General features: G+C 52.9%; 13 protein-coding genes. 3 read left to right on the forward strand and 10 right to left on the reverse strand.

From position 1 onward, the window contains the following. Positions 1-35 precede the first annotated feature (35 nt). A complete protein-coding gene (gene pdeH / locus OGY13_RS22690) occupies positions 36-803 on the reverse strand; it encodes a cyclic-guanylate-specific phosphodiesterase (RefSeq protein WP_008786408.1) in 768 nt (255 codons plus the stop codon). 230 nt (positions 804-1,033) lie between these two features. Between pdeH and kdgK the strand changes: the two genes are divergently transcribed. Beyond that, positions 1,034-1,963, forward strand: coding sequence for a 2-dehydro-3-deoxygluconokinase (gene kdgK / locus OGY13_RS22695; RefSeq protein ID WP_008786409.1), 930 nt, complete (start codon positions 1,034-1,036; stop codon positions 1,961-1,963). Positions 1,964-2,062: 99 nt separating this feature from the next. Here the strand turns inward: kdgK and OGY13_RS22700 are convergent, their stop codons facing one another. The 4 genes from OGY13_RS22700 to OGY13_RS22715 form a co-directional block, all read right to left on the reverse strand. After that, on the reverse strand, positions 2,063-3,556 hold the full coding sequence (locus OGY13_RS22700; RefSeq protein ID WP_032945317.1) for a M16 family metallopeptidase: 1,494 nt from the start codon (positions 3,554-3,556) through the stop codon (positions 2,063-2,065). A gap of 221 nt (positions 3,557-3,777) precedes the next feature. Further along, positions 3,778-5,064 (reverse strand): C4-dicarboxylate transporter DctC, encoded by a 1,287-nt coding sequence (gene dctA, locus OGY13_RS22705; protein WP_008786411.1) that lies wholly within the window; start codon positions 5,062-5,064, stop codon positions 3,778-3,780. A 157-nt stretch (positions 5,065-5,221) separates the two neighbouring features. Further along, on the reverse strand, positions 5,222-7,228 hold the full coding sequence (gene hmsP / locus OGY13_RS22710) for a biofilm formation regulator HmsP (RefSeq protein WP_111464559.1): 2,007 nt from the start codon (positions 7,226-7,228) through the stop codon (positions 5,222-5,224). 226 nt (positions 7,229-7,454) lie between these two features. Further along, positions 7,455-7,562: a type I toxin-antitoxin system toxin Ldr family protein gene (locus tag OGY13_RS22715; RefSeq protein ID WP_003827426.1), complete on the reverse strand. Its 108-nt coding sequence runs from the start codon at positions 7,560-7,562 to the stop codon at positions 7,455-7,457. Between the two features lie 425 nt (positions 7,563-7,987). Here OGY13_RS22715 and megL point away from each other — a divergent pair, with 425 nt between their 5' ends. Both megL and OGY13_RS22725 read left to right on the forward strand, forming a co-directional pair. Continuing rightward, positions 7,988-9,184, forward strand: coding sequence for a methionine gamma-lyase (megL, locus tag OGY13_RS22720; protein ID WP_008786414.1), 1,197 nt, complete (start codon positions 7,988-7,990; stop codon positions 9,182-9,184). A gap of 117 nt (positions 9,185-9,301) precedes the next feature. Continuing rightward, positions 9,302-10,600: an SLC5/6 family protein gene (locus tag OGY13_RS22725; RefSeq protein ID WP_008786415.1), complete on the forward strand. Its 1,299-nt coding sequence runs from the start codon at positions 9,302-9,304 to the stop codon at positions 10,598-10,600. Positions 10,601-10,635: 35 nt separating this feature from the next. Here OGY13_RS22725 and OGY13_RS22730 read toward each other — a convergent pair whose 3' ends face one another. The 5 genes from OGY13_RS22730 to dppB all read right to left on the reverse strand — a co-directional run bounded on the left by OGY13_RS22730 (position 10,636) and on the right by dppB (position 15,941). Beyond that, on the reverse strand, positions 10,636-11,838 hold the full coding sequence (locus OGY13_RS22730) for a sigma-54 interaction domain-containing protein (protein WP_057067482.1): 1,203 nt from the start codon (positions 11,836-11,838) through the stop codon (positions 10,636-10,638). A gap of 176 nt (positions 11,839-12,014) precedes the next feature. Continuing rightward, positions 12,015-13,019 carry a dipeptide ABC transporter ATP-binding subunit DppF gene (gene dppF, locus OGY13_RS22735; RefSeq protein ID WP_008786417.1) on the reverse strand — a complete coding sequence of 335 codons (1,005 nt, stop codon included), beginning with the start codon at positions 13,017-13,019 and terminating at the stop codon, positions 12,015-12,017. Next, entirely contained in the window at positions 13,016-13,999 is a 984-nt protein-coding gene (gene dppD, locus OGY13_RS22740; protein WP_048236981.1) for a dipeptide ABC transporter ATP-binding protein, read from the reverse strand. Before dppD ends, dppF begins: the two co-directional genes overlap by 4 nt. A gap of 10 nt (positions 14,000-14,009) precedes the next feature. Beyond that, on the reverse strand, positions 14,010-14,912 hold the full coding sequence (gene dppC, locus OGY13_RS22745) for a dipeptide ABC transporter permease DppC (RefSeq protein ID WP_003024315.1): 903 nt from the start codon (positions 14,910-14,912) through the stop codon (positions 14,010-14,012). A gap of 9 nt (positions 14,913-14,921) precedes the next feature. Next, entirely contained in the window at positions 14,922-15,941 is a 1,020-nt protein-coding gene (gene dppB, locus OGY13_RS22750) for a dipeptide ABC transporter permease DppB (RefSeq protein ID WP_003827415.1), read from the reverse strand. Between the last annotated feature and the right edge of the window lie 83 nt (positions 15,942-16,024).

Genomic DNA, 16,024 nt, shown 5'->3' on the forward strand with positions numbered 1-16,024 from the left:
CCAGCAGGATGAAAAGGAGGTGCACTACGCCCTCATCAAAGCGACAGGATCACCTCTTCAAGCGTATCCAGAGGCACTGGACGAGAGAGAAAATAGCCTTGCGCAGCGAAAGCCGGTGAGTTTTGCACATCGCGCCACTCTTCCAGCGTTTCAACGCCTTCGACAATGACACCGCGGCAATAGCGGTTCATGAGCTGTAATAGTAGTGTGAAGAGATTACGTCCCTCCGGCGTCTTGCGCAGCATGACGAACAGATCCCGCGCCACTTTGATATAGTCATAACTCACTTCACTAAGCGCCGAGAAGTTCGCCATTCCGGTACCAAAGTCATCCAGCCAGAGCGGGCCGAACTCGCACATTGAGGCGAACGACGACCCCTTCGGCAAGCGGATATGTTCCACCAGCTCAAAACGCAGCCACGGCAGGCCTTCAATGATTTTCAGGATTTCGGGATCCTGACGCATCGCAATGAGTGTTGGTCCATCGACATTCACTGAAGCCAGCAGGTTGTTGGCTCTGAAAAAGCCCCCTTTCAGCTCAAGCTGCAGAAGTTGCTCTTTCACTACATCAACACGATGCCGTACAGCCACTTCAGCAAAATAGCGGTCTGGTGCAATACGTTGGGAAGGGTTATCAGGATGGCTCACGACGGTCAGCAGTTCAACGGCCATCAGCCTTCCGTTGGTCTGGTAAATTGGCTGGTAGGTGTAAGCACGCTCGCACTGCAGCCAATAGCGTCTTTCCAGCAAGCTTTCAATACTCGCATCGGGCGTAATGAGCTGCTGGGTAACCTGCTTTATCATCTGAGATGTCCTGTAAATAAGAGTGTGACTGACCGGACTCGTCAAAGGTTATCGGCGCTCAGACGAAGAACTTTACGTTCAGCTGTGCGCAAAAATAAAAACTAAGCGGCAAAAACAACGCAGAACACGTGCTGGCTCAAAAAAATAATGGAACGATGTTTTAATATAGTTGACCACTTAACACCCACAGCGCACACTAACGCTAATTTTTTTCAGAGCAGGTTACGACTATGTCCAGAAAGATTGCCGTGATTGGCGAATGCATGATTGAGCTGTCACAGAAAGGCGCTGACGTTCAGCGCGGATTCGGTGGCGACACGTTGAATACATCCGTTTATATCGCCCGTCAGGTCGATGCGGCGGCACTTTCCGTACACTATGTGACTGCACTGGGTACCGACAGTTTTAGCCAACAAATGCTGGAGTCCTGGCAGGGTGAAAACGTAGATACCTCATTAACCCAACGCATGGAAAACCGCCTGCCGGGTCTCTACTACATTGAGACCGACAGCACTGGCGAGCGCACCTTCTATTACTGGCGTAATGAAGCCGCCGCAAAATTCTGGCTGGAGAGCGAGCAGTCTGCCGCGATTTGCGAAGAACTGGCGACATTTGACTACTTGTATCTGAGCGGAATCAGTCTGGCGATTTTAAGCCCGGCAAGCCGTGACAAGCTGCTGTCATTGCTGCGTGAATGCCGTGCCAACGGCGGAAAGGTCATTTTTGACAATAACTACCGCCCACGTCTTTGGAGCAGCAAAGAAGAAACCCAGCAGGTGTATCAGCAGATGTTGGAATGCACCAATATCGCATTCCTGACGCTGGACGATGAAGACGCACTGTGGGGTGAAAAACCCGTTGCCGAGGTGATTGCCCGTACTCACGCAGCTGGCGTTCAGGAAGTGGTAGTGAAGCGCGGCGCAGACTCTTGCCTGGTTTCCATTGCAGGCGAAGAACTGATCGACGTTCCGGCCGTTAAATTGCCGAAAGAGAAAGTGATCGATACCACTGCGGCCGGAGACTCCTTCAGCGCCGGGTATCTGGCGGTCCGTCTGACCGGTGGCGATGCCGCCGAAGCCGCAAAACGCGGCCACCTGACGGCAAGCACCGTCATTCAGCATCGTGGGGCGATTATCCCCCGCGACGCCATGCCGCAATAATTTATTGTTCCTGTAGGCCGGATAAGGCGTTAACGCCGCATCCGGCACTGGGTAAGCCGGGAGCGCTTCACTTTCCCGGCTTACAGGTTACGATACCCTTTACTGTACAGGCGGGATATCCGTCACTTCAGGGTGTGATTCATCCGTTTCAACAGACGTTGCCGCTGCGGTAACGGGCGCCATAATGCTATCCCACGTCGCCTGCAGATCCTTCATATTGAATTCAGGTTCACCCTTCGGCTGCAGCAGAATTAACGCCATATCTTGCGACAGCTGCTGACGCAGGTCCTGATTCAGCATCTCAACGCTCAGGCTGTTGAGGAAGCTCTGGCGTAAACGCTGGTACTGTTCAGGCGCAATATCCACCACCTGATTTTGCAGCGAGCGCAAACGCTGGCTGATCAAAATATCGGTATCGGTACGACCATAGGTGGCAAACAGCTTCTGCAGTTCCAGATTCTTTTGCGCTACCAGCGCATTGAACTCTTCTTCCGGCAGTCCCTTATCACGCACTTTCGCCAGCTCACGCGCAACCGTACCCAGATTGGCGTTCAGCTTATCGTTCGGCGACTCAACGTTAATCGCGCACTGCGCGCGCAGGAACAGCACCCGGCAGTCAAATCCGAGGCCAATGTCTTTGGCATTGTTTTTGGTTAGCTCTTGCTGAATGTGCCAGAACAGCGCCTCACGAGCTAAATCAGCGCGCCAGTAACGTAACAGCGCGGCAGATTCACGGATCGGCTGCCATGGCGTGTCCCACATGATGGAAAGGCGATCCTGGCGTACCGCATCGGTCATAATACTCACGGCTTCTGCTCGCAGCGGAGAGAGCGTGGGAACCGGTGCAGGCGTTTCGCGTTTTCCTTTTAACTCGCCAAAGGTTTTATTGATTTGCTCAGCTACGCTGCGTGCATCAACGTTACCGACGATGATCAGCGTCATCGCGTCCGGGGTATACCATTTCTGATAGAAAGACTGAATTTTCGACGCGTCTACCGGCGTTTTCAGCGGATCGGCGGGATCGTGCCCCAGCAGGGTCGATCCCTTCAGACGGTAACGCCACCACCCTTCTTTGGTATCTGACGGCCAGGTTGCAACCATATCTTCGCTATTCAGCGCATGATTGACCGTTTCAGAGGTGATGCTCAGTTTACCGGAGATATTCGCCAGATAAGAAAGTGACTCTTTCAGTAGGTCGTTACGGCTGTTAGGCAGACTGAGGTTATACAGCGTGGAATCATAGGAAACGATAACCGGCGGCATGGGACGTTTGGGATCGAACCCCTGCTGCCACAGTGAACGGGCTTGCGTGGCATCGAGGCCACCGCTTTGCGTCAGCGCGATACGCGGGATCGCATGGCTGAAACCACTCTGTTGCGCACTTTCGGTGAGTGAACCGGTATTGACCAGCAGGCGAACCTCAATACGGTCGCTCGGACGCTGGGGAGTGGCTAACACTTGCCACTGTAAACCATTTGCCAGCGTGCCCTGTTGCCACGCTGGATCAGGCTGGAGCGCATCTGCCTGCACATAGCCGGCAGTGGCCATCATCAGCAAGCCGCCCGCTAAAAGTCGAATTTTTGTGCCCTGCATGTGAACCCCTGATCAACTATCCTGGAAATAAAAAGACAGCCCTCGAAAGGACTCTCTGAATATGACGTTAAAAACACTTCGTGTTAGACCGCGAGAACATAAAAATGTCACGGAAGAAGTGAAAAAATCCCGAGCCGCCGAATCGACGGTTTCAGGCACAGGGGGTAATTATGCGCAAACGCCCGCAGTCCTGGAAGGGACTACGGGCATAAGTGACGAGATTAAGAGGATAAATCGTGCGTTTTGCCATCCGGCGCACGATTATTCAGCGTGTCATCCAGCTTTTTGGTATCCAATTCTTTCACCCATTTAGCCACAACCACAGTTGCAACACCGTTACCAATCAGGTTGGTCAGCGCACGGGCTTCAGACATGAAGCGGTCAATACCAAGAATCAGTGCCAGGCCAGCAACCGGTAAATGCCCCACCGCAGAGATAGTCGCGGCCAGAACAATGAAGCCACTCCCGGTCACACCCGCTGCACCTTTTGAGGAGAGCAGGAGCACCACCAACAGGGTTATCTGATGGAAGATATCCATGTGGCTGTTGGTCGCCTGAGCGATAAACACCGCCGCCATCGTCAGATAGATTGATGTCCCATCAAGGTTAAACGAGTAGCCCGTGGGTATAACCAATCCGACAACCGACTTCCGACAGCCCAGTTTTTCCATCTTATCGAGCATACGCGGCAGCGCAGACTCGGAAGAAGAAGTACCCAGAACGATCAGCAGCTCTTCACGGATATAGCGGATGAATTTAAAGATACTGAAGCCGGTTGCGCGCGCAATTGAACCCAGCACCAGCACCACAAACAGAATACAGGTGATGTAGAAGCAGATGATTAGCTGACCCAGTTGCACCAGCGTTCCGACGCCATATTTACCGATGGTAAAGGCCATAGCACCGAAAGCACCGATAGGCGCCAGGCGCATGATCATATTGATGATGCCGAAAATAACCTGCGAGAAACTTTCAATCACGTTGAAAATCATCTGGCCCTTGCTGCCCAGACGATGCAGCGCAAAACCAAACATTACTGCAAACAGCAATACCTGCAGGATGTTACCGCTGGCAAACGCGCCAATGACGCTCGCCGGGATAATATCCATCAGGAAACCTACGATCCCCTGGTCTTTTGCCTGTTCGGCGTAAATCGCAACCGCTTTGGCATCCAGCGTCGCCGGATCGACGTTCATCCCGGCACCGGGTTGCACCACGTTAACAATGATAAGACCGATGATCAGCGCAATCGTACTGACCACTTCAAAATAAAGCAGTGCAACCGCACCGGTGCGGCCAACAGCTTTCATACTTTCCATGCCTGCAATGCCGGTAACGACAGTACAGAAGATGACAGGTGCGATGACCATCTTGATGAGCTTAACGAAGGCATCACCAAGCGGTTTCATTTGGGCGCCTAATTCAGGGTAGTAATGGCCAAGGAGAATACCAATGGCAATCGCTGTCAGGACCTGAAAGTAAAGGCTTTTGAATATAGAGGTTTTCATAGGGTGTCCTTAAAGTAAAAACCACAGGTCTTGTAAGGTTTTGTTTAACCTGCGGCCTTAAAGTAACACCCACACAACTTGACAGAAATGTACCTGGATCATAATTGATACAGAAATGTTAAAAATTTTGAGCTGGCTCGCACAAGCGAGACCTTTTTTAACTTTTGTAATCAGCGCTTTCCGGCGCCAGATAACGTTCTTCGAAGATATTTGCCGGAACCGGTCGGGCAAACAGGAACCCTTGTGCCACTTCCACCCCGGCTTGTGATAGCCATTCACGCTGCGCTTCGGTTTCGACACCTTCGGCGATCATCTGCAAATTAAGGCTGTGGGCCAACTGAATGATGGCGGAGATCATGCTGCAATCCTCAGGTACTCCGTCGACAAACATCTTATCGATTTTGAGGACATCCACCGGTAGCGACTTCATGTGCTGCAGCTGTCGCAGGCCCGCATACCCCATGCCAAAGTCATCCAGTGCGATACGTACTCCCGCATTACGCAATGGGCGCAAAATGGCCACCGCGGCGTGGGGATCATCGATATGCCGGCTTTCAGTCACTTCCAGGATCAACGTACCAGGCTTGATGCGATAGCGGTTTAACAACTCCAGCAGGTCCGAGACCATACTCGGGTGCATCAGCTGTAGTGCGGACAAATTCACCGACAGCGGCAGCATCAGACCCCGTTCCTGCCACGCTGACAGCTGGCGACACGTCTCTTCCAGCACCCAGTAACCAACCGTCACCATCAGACCACAGGACTCAATTCTGTCGATTAACCCTTCGGGCAGCTCCCAGCTTCCGTCCGGCTGCTGCATCCGCAATAATGCTTCTGCGCTCAATACCTTACCGCTGGACATTTCCACCTGCGGCTGCATCCAAAGCGCGAACTGACGGTTATCCAGCGCGCTGAGAATATCGTTCTCTTCCGTCAAACGCTGCTGCGCCTCTTCCATCTGTAACGGATCAAAGAACTGAATTTGATTTTTACCCTTATGGCGCGAGGTTAATACGGCCGAGAGAGCGCGGCGGTAAAGCTGTTCTGCGGTCAAATCACCATAGAACATTGCTACCCCAATGTTGCAGGTAGGACGCAGTTGAATACCCTGAATAGGTAATCGCTCGTTAACGATAGTGAGTACTTGCTGACCTAAAGTAATAGCGTGCCAGGGTTCTTTTACGCCATGGGCGATGATGGCGAAGTCATAGCCACTCACCTGGGAAAGCACCATCCTGGGGGCTAATACCGACTTGAGTTTTTCGACCAGCGTAAGCAGCAGGATTTCCCGCTGAGTTTCGGTTAACACACCCGCGGTGTCACGTAGGGTTTCGCAGGTGACAATCATCAGCGCCGTCGTCTGCTGGCGGGTAACAACCTGCTCCAGCAGCCCCATTAAAAACGACTTATTGGGCAGTTCGGAAACCGGGAAACGCATTGCAAAGTCGCTTTGCTCTTCGCTATGTCGCTGAATCAACTGCTGATTAAGATTGTAGCTACGCACCAGCATACCAATCTCATCATCCTGATGTAGACGCGGCAATGCCAGTTGATAACCAATCAGATCCTGCTGTTGGATGTCGTTCAGCTCACGGGCAATTTTACGTAAGGGGTGCACAATCAAGCGGTTAATGCACCAGGAGATGGCGACGGTCAGTATTAACGATAAAAGTAAGTAAATGGTCACTAACGTCGAGAGCGTACTCATCACGAATTTGTACATGCGGTACGAATCCGCCTGCAGTACCAGATACGCCAGCGGTTGCGGGTTAGCTGAACGCTCAAGAGAATAGATCGGCAGCGAAATTTGTACCGGAAGCTCAAACAGGCGAGTCACCGTAACAGGAACGGGGCGTTCAGGGATAAAGCTCATCCGCAACGCCTGAAACTGATTGGGCAGCACCACATCGGCGCGACTTACCACGCCCGCTGGCCGAATACTTTTTAAAATGGCTTCCGCTTCGGGAATATCCCCTTTCAGGATAGTGTCCGACAGAGGCTCACGGACGGAGCGAGCGATACTTTCCAGTTGCGTAGCCGTGTTATAGCGGTTTTGCTGGACCAGATGGAACAACAAAACGGTGCAAAAAATAAAAACGAACACCATAACAACGGCCGCAACCATTGCCATCTGCTTAATTGTTAACGAGCGACTGACACGCAAACTGACTCTCCACGGATAGACGAAACTGCCGTCAGAGTATACCCGATCGTAGCGGTATTAAGAGAGGCGGTATCTGAAAACTTCCCAGCGTGCATTATCGCGACAGGATAGGCACCTGGCGACGAGATTTATCTGCATTTAAGCCGAAATAGGCCGCAAGGTTGCCCCCTGCGGCCTGGTTCGGGCGCATGTTGCCATCACGGCAGGCAGACGCCCACAAAGCGCATTACTTCCTGTTACGCAGCCAGCTCACAATCAGGCTGGCAATAGTGCCAGCGATGATTGGAGCCGCTAAATCGTGCCAGAAGGCCACGCCTAACTGTGCGAGCGTCATATAGCCGCCTGTGTTGCAATGGCAACTGTTCGCGGCTATCCTTAACTTGTCTGGAGTCAAGTTAGCCCCCGTCTTGTTGCCTGGTTTATACCGAACAACGTGCGGGGGTTTTCTCTTTCCAGCAACCGATGCCGCCGGGGATCAAGCCCCCGCAACATTGCGCCTCACCGGGAATTCCCGGCTTGCCGCTGATTCTACGGCAGCCCACTTGCCATATCACTGCGCAATATTGCGCTCTGCGTAGCGCCTCGCAATTCACCCATTTTCTTACCAGCACGCTGGAAAGATTCTTGCCAGTTGGCAATATTCCTGCCGACCATTCGTTCAGACAAAAACATAACACATTGATATCTATCAGTTCATTTTCTGGCACAGCGATTGCTATTTGACTGTGAGCTGTTCTGTTCCGAATTAAAGGAGATATCATGTCTGACTGTCGTACTTACGGATTCAACACCCAGATCGTTCACGCGGGGCAACAACCCGACCCTTCAACTGGCGCGCTTAGTACGCCTATTTTCCAGACCTCAACGTTTGTTTTTGACAGCGCCGAACAAGGTGCCGCCCGCTTTGCGCTCGAAGAGTCCGGGTACATTTACACCCGTTTGGGTAACCCCACCACCGATGCGCTGGAGAAAAAGCTGGCGGTACTGGAAAGAGGTGAAGCCGGGTTGGCAACCGCGTCCGGTATTTCTGCTATCACCACAACGCTGTTGACGCTTTGCCAGCAGGGTGACCATATCGTTTCCGCCAGCGCGATTTACGGCTGCACCCACGCGTTTTTGTCGCACAGCATGCCGAAGTTTGGGATTAACGTCAGCTTTGTCGACGCGGCAAAGCCTGAAGAAATCCGCGCCGCCATGCGACCAGAAACCAAAGTTGTGTATATCGAAACGCCCGCCAACCCAACGCTGTCGCTGGTCGACATTGAAACGGTTGCCGGTATCGCCCATCAACAGGGCGCATTGCTGGTGGTGGATAACACCTTTATGTCGCCGTACTGTCAGCAGCCTTTGCAACTGGGCGCGGATATTGTGGTTCACAGCGTCACCAAATATATCAACGGTCACGGGGATGTGATTGGGGGCATCATTGTTGGTAAGCAGGAGTTTATCGACCAGGCGCGGTTTGTAGGCCTGAAAGATATCACCGGCGGCTGCATGAGTCCTTTCAATGCGTGGTTAACACTGCGCGGCGTTAAAACGCTGGGCATTCGTATGGAACGCCACTGTGAAAATGCGCTGAAAATCGCCCGCTTCCTCGAAGGGCATCCATCTATTACTCGGGTGTATTATCCTGGCCTGACTTCGCATCCGCAGTATGAGCTGGGCCAGCGGCAAATGAGCCTGCCAGGTGGAATTATCAGCTTCGAAATCGCCGGCGGCCTCGAGGCTGGTAGGCGGATGATCAATTCTGTAGAATTGTGCCTCCTCGCGGTCAGTCTCGGTGATACCGAAACCCTCATTCAGCACCCAGCGTCTATGACACATTCGCCCGTTGCACCTGAGGAACGGCTCAAAGCAGGTATTACCGACGGGCTTATCCGTCTTTCTGTGGGTCTTGAAGATCCAGAAGATATTATTAACGACCTTGAACACGCCATCAGAAAGGCAACATTCTGACCAATATGGCCTGAACCGACGCCGTTCGGTTCAGGTTGTTGAGAATCAAGGCACAACAGTCTGGCAATACACGCGATCCTCTTTCGGGGAGAACGTGTATTTTGGGCAGGGGGTTCTATGCAGGACAACACATTACAATTAAGCAACAATACAGCAACCGCCGTACCATTCTCAAAAAAAATACCGTTTACGAAATACGATTTTGGCTGGGTATTACTGTGCATCGGCATGGCCATTGGTGCCGGAACGGTACTGATGCCGGTACAAATTGGCTTAACAGGCATTTGGGTATTTATCGTTGCCTTTATTATTGCTTATCCGGCAACTTATATTGTGCAGGATATTTATTTAAAAACATTATCAGAAAGCGAAACCTGTAATGACTACACGGATATTATAAGTCATTATCTGGGAAAAAACTGGGGCGTATTTCTTGGCGTCATCTATTTTCTGATGATTATTCACGGCATATTTATTTATTCCTTATCCGTGGTTTTTGACAGCGCCTCATATATCAAAACCTTCGGCTTGACCGAGGCCGATCTTTCGCAGTCGATAATCTATAAAGTGGCCATTTTTGCCGTGCTGGTCGCCATTGCTTCCGGGGGAGAAAAGCTGCTGTTCAAAATCTCCGGCCCGATGGTGGTGGTCAAAGTGGGTATCATCATCGTATTTGGTTTTGCGATGGTTCCGCACTGGAACTTCGCTAATATCAGCGCCTTCCCTGAAGCATCGGTCTTCTTTCGTGATGTACTGCTAACCATCCCGTTCTGCTTCTTCTCGGCGGTGTTTATTCAGGTGTTGAACCCAATGAACATCGCCTACCGCAAACGGGTGGCGGACCGGGTGCTGGCTACGCGTATGGCAATCCGTACGCATCGCATCAGTTACATTACTCTGATTGCTGTCATTCTGTTTTTCTCCTTCTCTTTTACCTTTTCCATTAGCCATGAAGAGGCCGTTTCGGCTTTCGAACAAAATATTTCAGCACTGGCGCTGGCGGCTCAGGTCATTCCTGGGCAGATTATTCATATCACCTCAACGGTATTAAATATCTTCGCCGTATTAACCGCGTTCTTTGGTATTTATCTGGGATTCCACGAAGCGATCAAAGGTATTATTCTCAACGTTCTGAGCCGCGTCATTGACATTGAGAAAATTAATCCGTTGGTGCTTACGCTGGGTATTTGCACCTTTATTGTTATCACCCTGGTCATTTGGGTGTCATTTCGCGTATCGGTACTGGTGTTCTTCCAGCTAGGTAGTCCGCTTTACGGGATTGTGTCGTGTATTATTCCGTTCTTCCTGATCTATAAAGTAACGCAACTGGAAAAACTGCGCGGACTGAAAACCTGGTTGATCCTGCTGTACGGAATTCTGCTGTGCCTGTCGCCCTTATTGAAGCTGATTGAATAACCCACGTATATCGCGCCGTCAGACGCTGGCGGCGCTTAACTCACACTCTCCAGCTGATAGCCGCGAATTTTATTCAGCACCGTGGTGTGCGACACGCCCAGCGCTTTGGCGATATGCCGTGACGACACATTATCTTCCACCATCTGTTCAATGAGCTGGCGTTCAGCACACAGAACCTGCTCTTTAAAAGGACGTTCTGTCGGGCCCCGCTCAACGGCAGGCAAATTCACCATCCCTAATTCTTCCCGCGTAATAACATCGGATTCCGCCATCAGCATCAGGCGAATAATGGTATTTTCCAGTTCGCGCACGTTTCCCGGCCAGGTGTGATGGTGCAGGGCATCAAAACAGGCTTTATCCAGAATGATCCGCCGCTGGAATTCCTTTGCGTATTTCTGCACAAAGTGGCGAATCAGCAGGCTGATATCCTGTGGACGCTCGCGCAAAGGTGGAATGGTCAGTGAAAGCACGTTGATGCGGTAATAGAGATCGGCGCGCAGCAGACGTTGTTCTACCATCTCTTCCAGATTGGCATTGGTTGCCACAATAATGCGCACATTGACCGGAATAATATGCGCTCCGCCAACGCGCCGAATCCCGCCATCCTGAAGCACGCGCAGGAGTTTAGCCTGTAAGCTCAACGACATTTCGCCAAACTCATCGAGAAAAAGGGTGCCTTTATCGGCCATTTCAAACAGCCCTTTTTTGCCTTTACAATCCGCGCCGCTGAAAGCCCCTTTCTCATAGCCAAAGAATTCACTCTCCATTAGCGACTCAGGTAGCGCAGAGCAGTTGACCGGAATAAACGGATAAAAACGTCGCTGCCCGGAATTATGGATAGCCCGGGCCAGCAGCTCTTTACCGGTCCCCGTATCGCCACGGATCAGAACGGTATATTTGCTGTCGGCAATTTTTATCGCCTTTTCGATAAGCGCGTGCATGCTCTGGCTGCTGCAAATAATGTCAGAGAAATAGCGCGGGCGTTCCGGTTCCGGCGTTGACAGCTCACTTATCTCCTCACAGAGGTAAGCGACATGAATAATATCGGCGCGCTGGCTTAAACAGGATTGCACACAGGAAATATCCTGTAGCTGGCGGCACCAGGATTTAATCAGGATCCGCCCAGGCGTGACTTTCATGGAGATGATATTGATATCACAGCAGGAAAACTCCTTCAGGACATCCTCAACCATCGACAGACGATCAATTGTTTTAATATCCCAGCGTATCGTGACCACATTTGCTCCTGGTAGTTAGCAACTGCGAAATAGATATTTTTGTGACTAGAGGGAATCTGACTACATTCTAGACGCTGTGGAATAATGTTCTGCCAAAGGACTCACATTGTGGACGTAAAGAGAAAATATAAAAAAACCGGAGCACAAGGCTCCGGTTATCGGGTCATAACCCAGGTTTATTGCTGTGGGTTTTCATCCTGGTCAACGGCAAAACAAGCCACCAGTTGACCGCCGTAATCTTTCAACTGCGGCTGAAGCTGGGTACACGGACCAAAGCGACGACGGCAGCGGGCGTTAAACGCGCAGCCCGGCGGCGGATTCAGCGGGCTTGGCAGTTCACCGGTCAGCTTGATACGCTCACGGCGATCGTCCGGGTTCAGACGCGGCGTTGCGGAGAGCAGCGCTTGCGTGTACGGATGACGCGGATTATTGAAGATTTGGTCCTTCGTCCCTTTCTCCACGCAGCGGCCTAAATACATCACCATCACTTCATCGGCAATGTGCTCGACCACCGACAGGTCGTGCGAGATAAAGACGTATGACAGCCCCAGTTCCTGCTGCAAATCCATCATCAGATTCAGCACCTGCGCACGCACCGAGACGTCCAGCGCTGAGACCGGTTCATCGGCAATCACCACGTCCGGGTCAAGCATCAGACCGCGAGCGATGGCAATACGCTGACGCTGACCGCCGGAGAACATATGCGGATAGCGGTCGTAGTGTTCGGTTTTCAGCCCCACTTTCGCCATCATCGCCAGCGCTTTTTCACGACGCTCCTCTTTGCTGAGCGTGGAGTTGATCAGCAGCGGCTCTTCCAGAATCTGCCCCACTTTCTTACGCGGGTTCAGGGAACCGTACGGGTTCTGGAATACAATCTGGATTTTCTGCCGACGCAGCTTTTGCGCCTGCGGGTCGTGCTTAAGAAGATCCTGTCCCTGGTAATACAGCTCACCGCCGGTCGGGACTTCAATCATCGTCAGCAGGCGGCCAAGGGTGGATTTCCCACAGCCCGACTCGCCTACTACCGCCAGCGTTTTACCACGCTCTAAGGTAAAGGAGACGCCATCCAGCGCTTTCACCAGGCGCTCCGGGGCGAACATGCCCTTTTTCACCGGGTAGTGTTTTTTCAGATCAATAGCCTGCAACAGCGGCTGTGACAAAGTGGCCTTTTGCGTACTCATAGCCCAGGCCTCCCGGCATCATCAAGTGGGTAGTGGCATTTCGACTGACGACCGCCTTCCAGCAGGTTCAGTTCAGGTTCTTCAGCGCGGCATTTGTCGGTCGCATAGGGGCAGCGTGGGTTCAGCAAACAGCCGCTCGGGCGGTCATATTTCCCGGGAACCACGCCCGGCAGCGAGGCCAGACGTGCTTTATCCTGAGCAAACTCAGGCAGCGCGCGCAGCAGCGCCTGGGTGTAAGGATGACGCGGCGCGCGAAAGATATCCTGCGCGGCTCCGGTTTCTACCACCTGACCGGCGTACATCACGATGATTTTGTGTGCCGCTTCAGCCACCAGCGCCAGATCGTGCGTGATTAAGACCAGCGCCATGTTCTCTTTTTGCTGCAATTCCAGCAGTAGCTCGATGATCTGCGCCTGAATAGTCACATCCAGCGCCGTTGTCGGTTCGTCGGCAATCAGCAGTTTCGGACGACAGGCTATCGCCATCGCGATCATCACGCGCTGGCTCATCCCACCGGACAACTGGTGAGGATATACATCCAGACGTGAGGCCGGATCGGGAATTCCCACCAGCGTCAGCAGGTCTATTGCCCGCTGAACACGCGTTTTTTTGTTGCCGCCCTGGTGCACTTTAATGGCTTCCATAATCTGGTAGCCGACGGTGTAGCAGGGGTTAAGGCTGGTCATCGGGTCCTGGAAGATCATCGCCACTTCCGCCCCCACTAACTGGCGACGCTCTTTCTCAGAGATGCGCTTCAGGTCGCGACCATTAAACTCCAGATTTTCGGCCATAACGCGGCCTGGGTAGTCAATCAGTCCCATAATCGCCAGCGAACTGACGGACTTACCAGAGCCGGACTCTCCTACAATGCCAACCACTTCACCCTGATTCACACTGTAGCTAATGCGGTCTACGGCGCGGAATTCGGAACCTACGTCGCCGAAATGCACCGATAATTTATCTACATTTAATAACGCCATCTCGAACCTCTTACTGCTTCAGTTTGGGATCGAGCGCGTCACGCAGACCGTCACCCATCAGGTTAAATGCCAGCACCGTCAACAGGATCGCCAGCCCCGGGAAGGTCACAACCCACCAGGCGCTTTGGGCAAACTGCAGAACGTCAGAGAGCATGGTGCCCCATTCCGGCGTAGGCGGCTGTGCGCCCATCCCCAGGAAGCCGAGGGCAGCCATATCGAGAATGGCGTTAGAGAAGCCAAGCGACGCCTGAACAATCAGCGGCGCAAGACAGTTAGGAAGAATGTTGACGAACATCTGGCGCATCGCGCCGGCTCCCGCCACGCGAGATGCAGTGACGTAGTCGCGGTTAACCTCCACCAGCACGGCGGCGCGCGTCAAACGGACATAGTGCGGCAATGCCACGAACGTCAGCGCCAGCGCGGCGTTGCCAATCGAGGGGCCAAATACAGCCACCAGCACCAGTGCCAGCAACAGGCTCGGCAATGCCAGCATGATATCGACCACACGCATGATGACGTTATCGACAATCCCGCCAAAGTAACCGGCGATCAGCCCAAGAACCACGCCCATCAGCAGGGAGAGTACTACCACCAGACAGCCGACCAACAGCGACAGACGCGCACCGTACATCAGGCGGGACAGCACGTCGCGGCCTACATCATCAGTACCAAACAGATGCGCCATGGTACCGCCTTCCTGCCACGCGGGAGGAGCCAGCAGCGTATCGCGGAACTGGTCTGCCGGGTTGTAGGGTGCGAGGACGTTGGCAAAGACCGCAATCAGGATCATCACCACAACGTACACCAGCCCAACAACCGCACCTTTGTTGCGTTTAAAATAGTGCCAGAACTCCTGCAGCGGAGTCATCGGCACCGGTGCAGCAATAACTTTATTTTCAGTAACCTGTGACATGATGGCCCCTTACTTCTTATGCCGAATACGCGGGTTCACCACGCCGTACAGCAGGTCTACCAGCAGGTTGACGAGGATAATCATCGTCGCGACCAGCAGCACCCCGCCCTGCACCACCGGATAATCGCGGCGTTGCAGCGCATCGATCAGCCAGCGCCCCAGCCCCGGCCACGAGAAGATGGTCTCGGTCAGAATCGCCCCGGCCAGCAGCGTACCAACCTGCAGGCCGATAACGGTCACCACGGGCAGCATCGCGTTACGCAGAGCGTGAATAATGATGACGCGCATACGGGTCAGGCCTTTGGCGCGCGCGGTACGGATGTAATCTTCACCCAGCACTTCCAGCATCGATGAACGGGTCATACGCACAATGACCGCCAGAGGAATGGTACCCAGCACCATCGCAGGCAGGATCATATGCGCCAACGCATCAATAAAGTTGCCCTCTTCACCCCAGATGGCGGTGTCGATAAGCATAAAGCCGGTTAGCGGATTGGAATCATCAAGGAACACCATGTCGCTCACCCGCCCAGAAACTGGCGTCAGGTTCCACTGCACGGAAACCAGCATGATCAGCATCATGCCCCACCAGAAAATCGGCATGGAATAACCGGTCAGCGCCAGGCCAACTGCCGTGTGATCGAAAATGGAGCCGCGCTTAACGGCAGCAAGTACACCCACTGGGATACCCACTGCGACGGCGAAAATCATCGCGCAGACGCCGAGTTCCAGCGTTGCTTTGAAGCGAGGTACGAACTCTTCCCACACCGGTAAGCGGCTTTTCAGTGAGATACCTAGATCACCATGCATAACCCCCCAGATATAGTGGAGGTACTGCTGCCACATCGGCTTATCCAGACCGAGTTCAGCCAACAGTTGAGCATGACGCTCAGGGGAGATCCCACGTTCACCCGCCATGATCATAACCGGATCGCCGGGGATCATATGGACGAAGGCAAAGGTGAGAAGAGTGATACCGATAAACGTGGGGATGACGAGTCCCAAACGTCGGAGAATGAACTGCAACATAACCCGGATTCTCTCTAATGACGCACGGCCTGGAACCGTGAGTCTGTATTGCTCACAAATCTTATCCCACGCAAACTGCATCG

Origin of the sequence: Citrobacter sp. Cpo045, from assembly GCF_030332875.1 — a bacterium.
Lineage (GTDB): Bacteria > Pseudomonadota > Gammaproteobacteria > Enterobacterales > Enterobacteriaceae > Citrobacter > Citrobacter portucalensis.

Coding starts and splice junctions, on each gene's coding strand:
- OGY13_RS22725 (WP_008786415.1), top strand. CDS start 9,302: ATGCAGGACAACACATTACAATTAAGCAACAATACAGCAACCGCCGTA.
- dppC (WP_003024315.1), bottom strand. CDS start 14,912: ATGTCACAGGTTACTGAAAATAAAGTTATTGCTGCACCGGTGCCGATG.
- pdeH (WP_008786408.1), bottom strand. CDS start 803: ATGATAAAGCAGGTTACCCAGCAGCTCATTACGCCCGATGCGAGTATT.
- OGY13_RS22700 (WP_032945317.1), bottom strand. CDS start 3,556: ATGCAGGGCACAAAAATTCGACTTTTAGCGGGCGGCTTGCTGATGATG.
- dppD (WP_048236981.1), bottom strand. CDS start 13,999: ATGGCGTTATTAAATGTAGATAAATTATCGGTGCATTTCGGCGACGTA.
- dctA (WP_008786411.1), bottom strand. CDS start 5,064: ATGAAAACCTCTATATTCAAAAGCCTTTACTTTCAGGTCCTGACAGCG.
- kdgK (WP_008786409.1), top strand. CDS start 1,034: ATGTCCAGAAAGATTGCCGTGATTGGCGAATGCATGATTGAGCTGTCA.
- dppF (WP_008786417.1), bottom strand. CDS start 13,019: ATGAGTACGCAAAAGGCCACTTTGTCACAGCCGCTGTTGCAGGCTATT.
- dppB (WP_003827415.1), bottom strand. CDS start 15,941: ATGTTGCAGTTCATTCTCCGACGTTTGGGACTCGTCATCCCCACGTTT.
- megL (WP_008786414.1), top strand. CDS start 7,988: ATGTCTGACTGTCGTACTTACGGATTCAACACCCAGATCGTTCACGCG.
- OGY13_RS22715 (WP_003827426.1), bottom strand. CDS start 7,562: ATGACGCTCGCACAGTTAGGCGTGGCCTTCTGGCACGATTTAGCGGCT.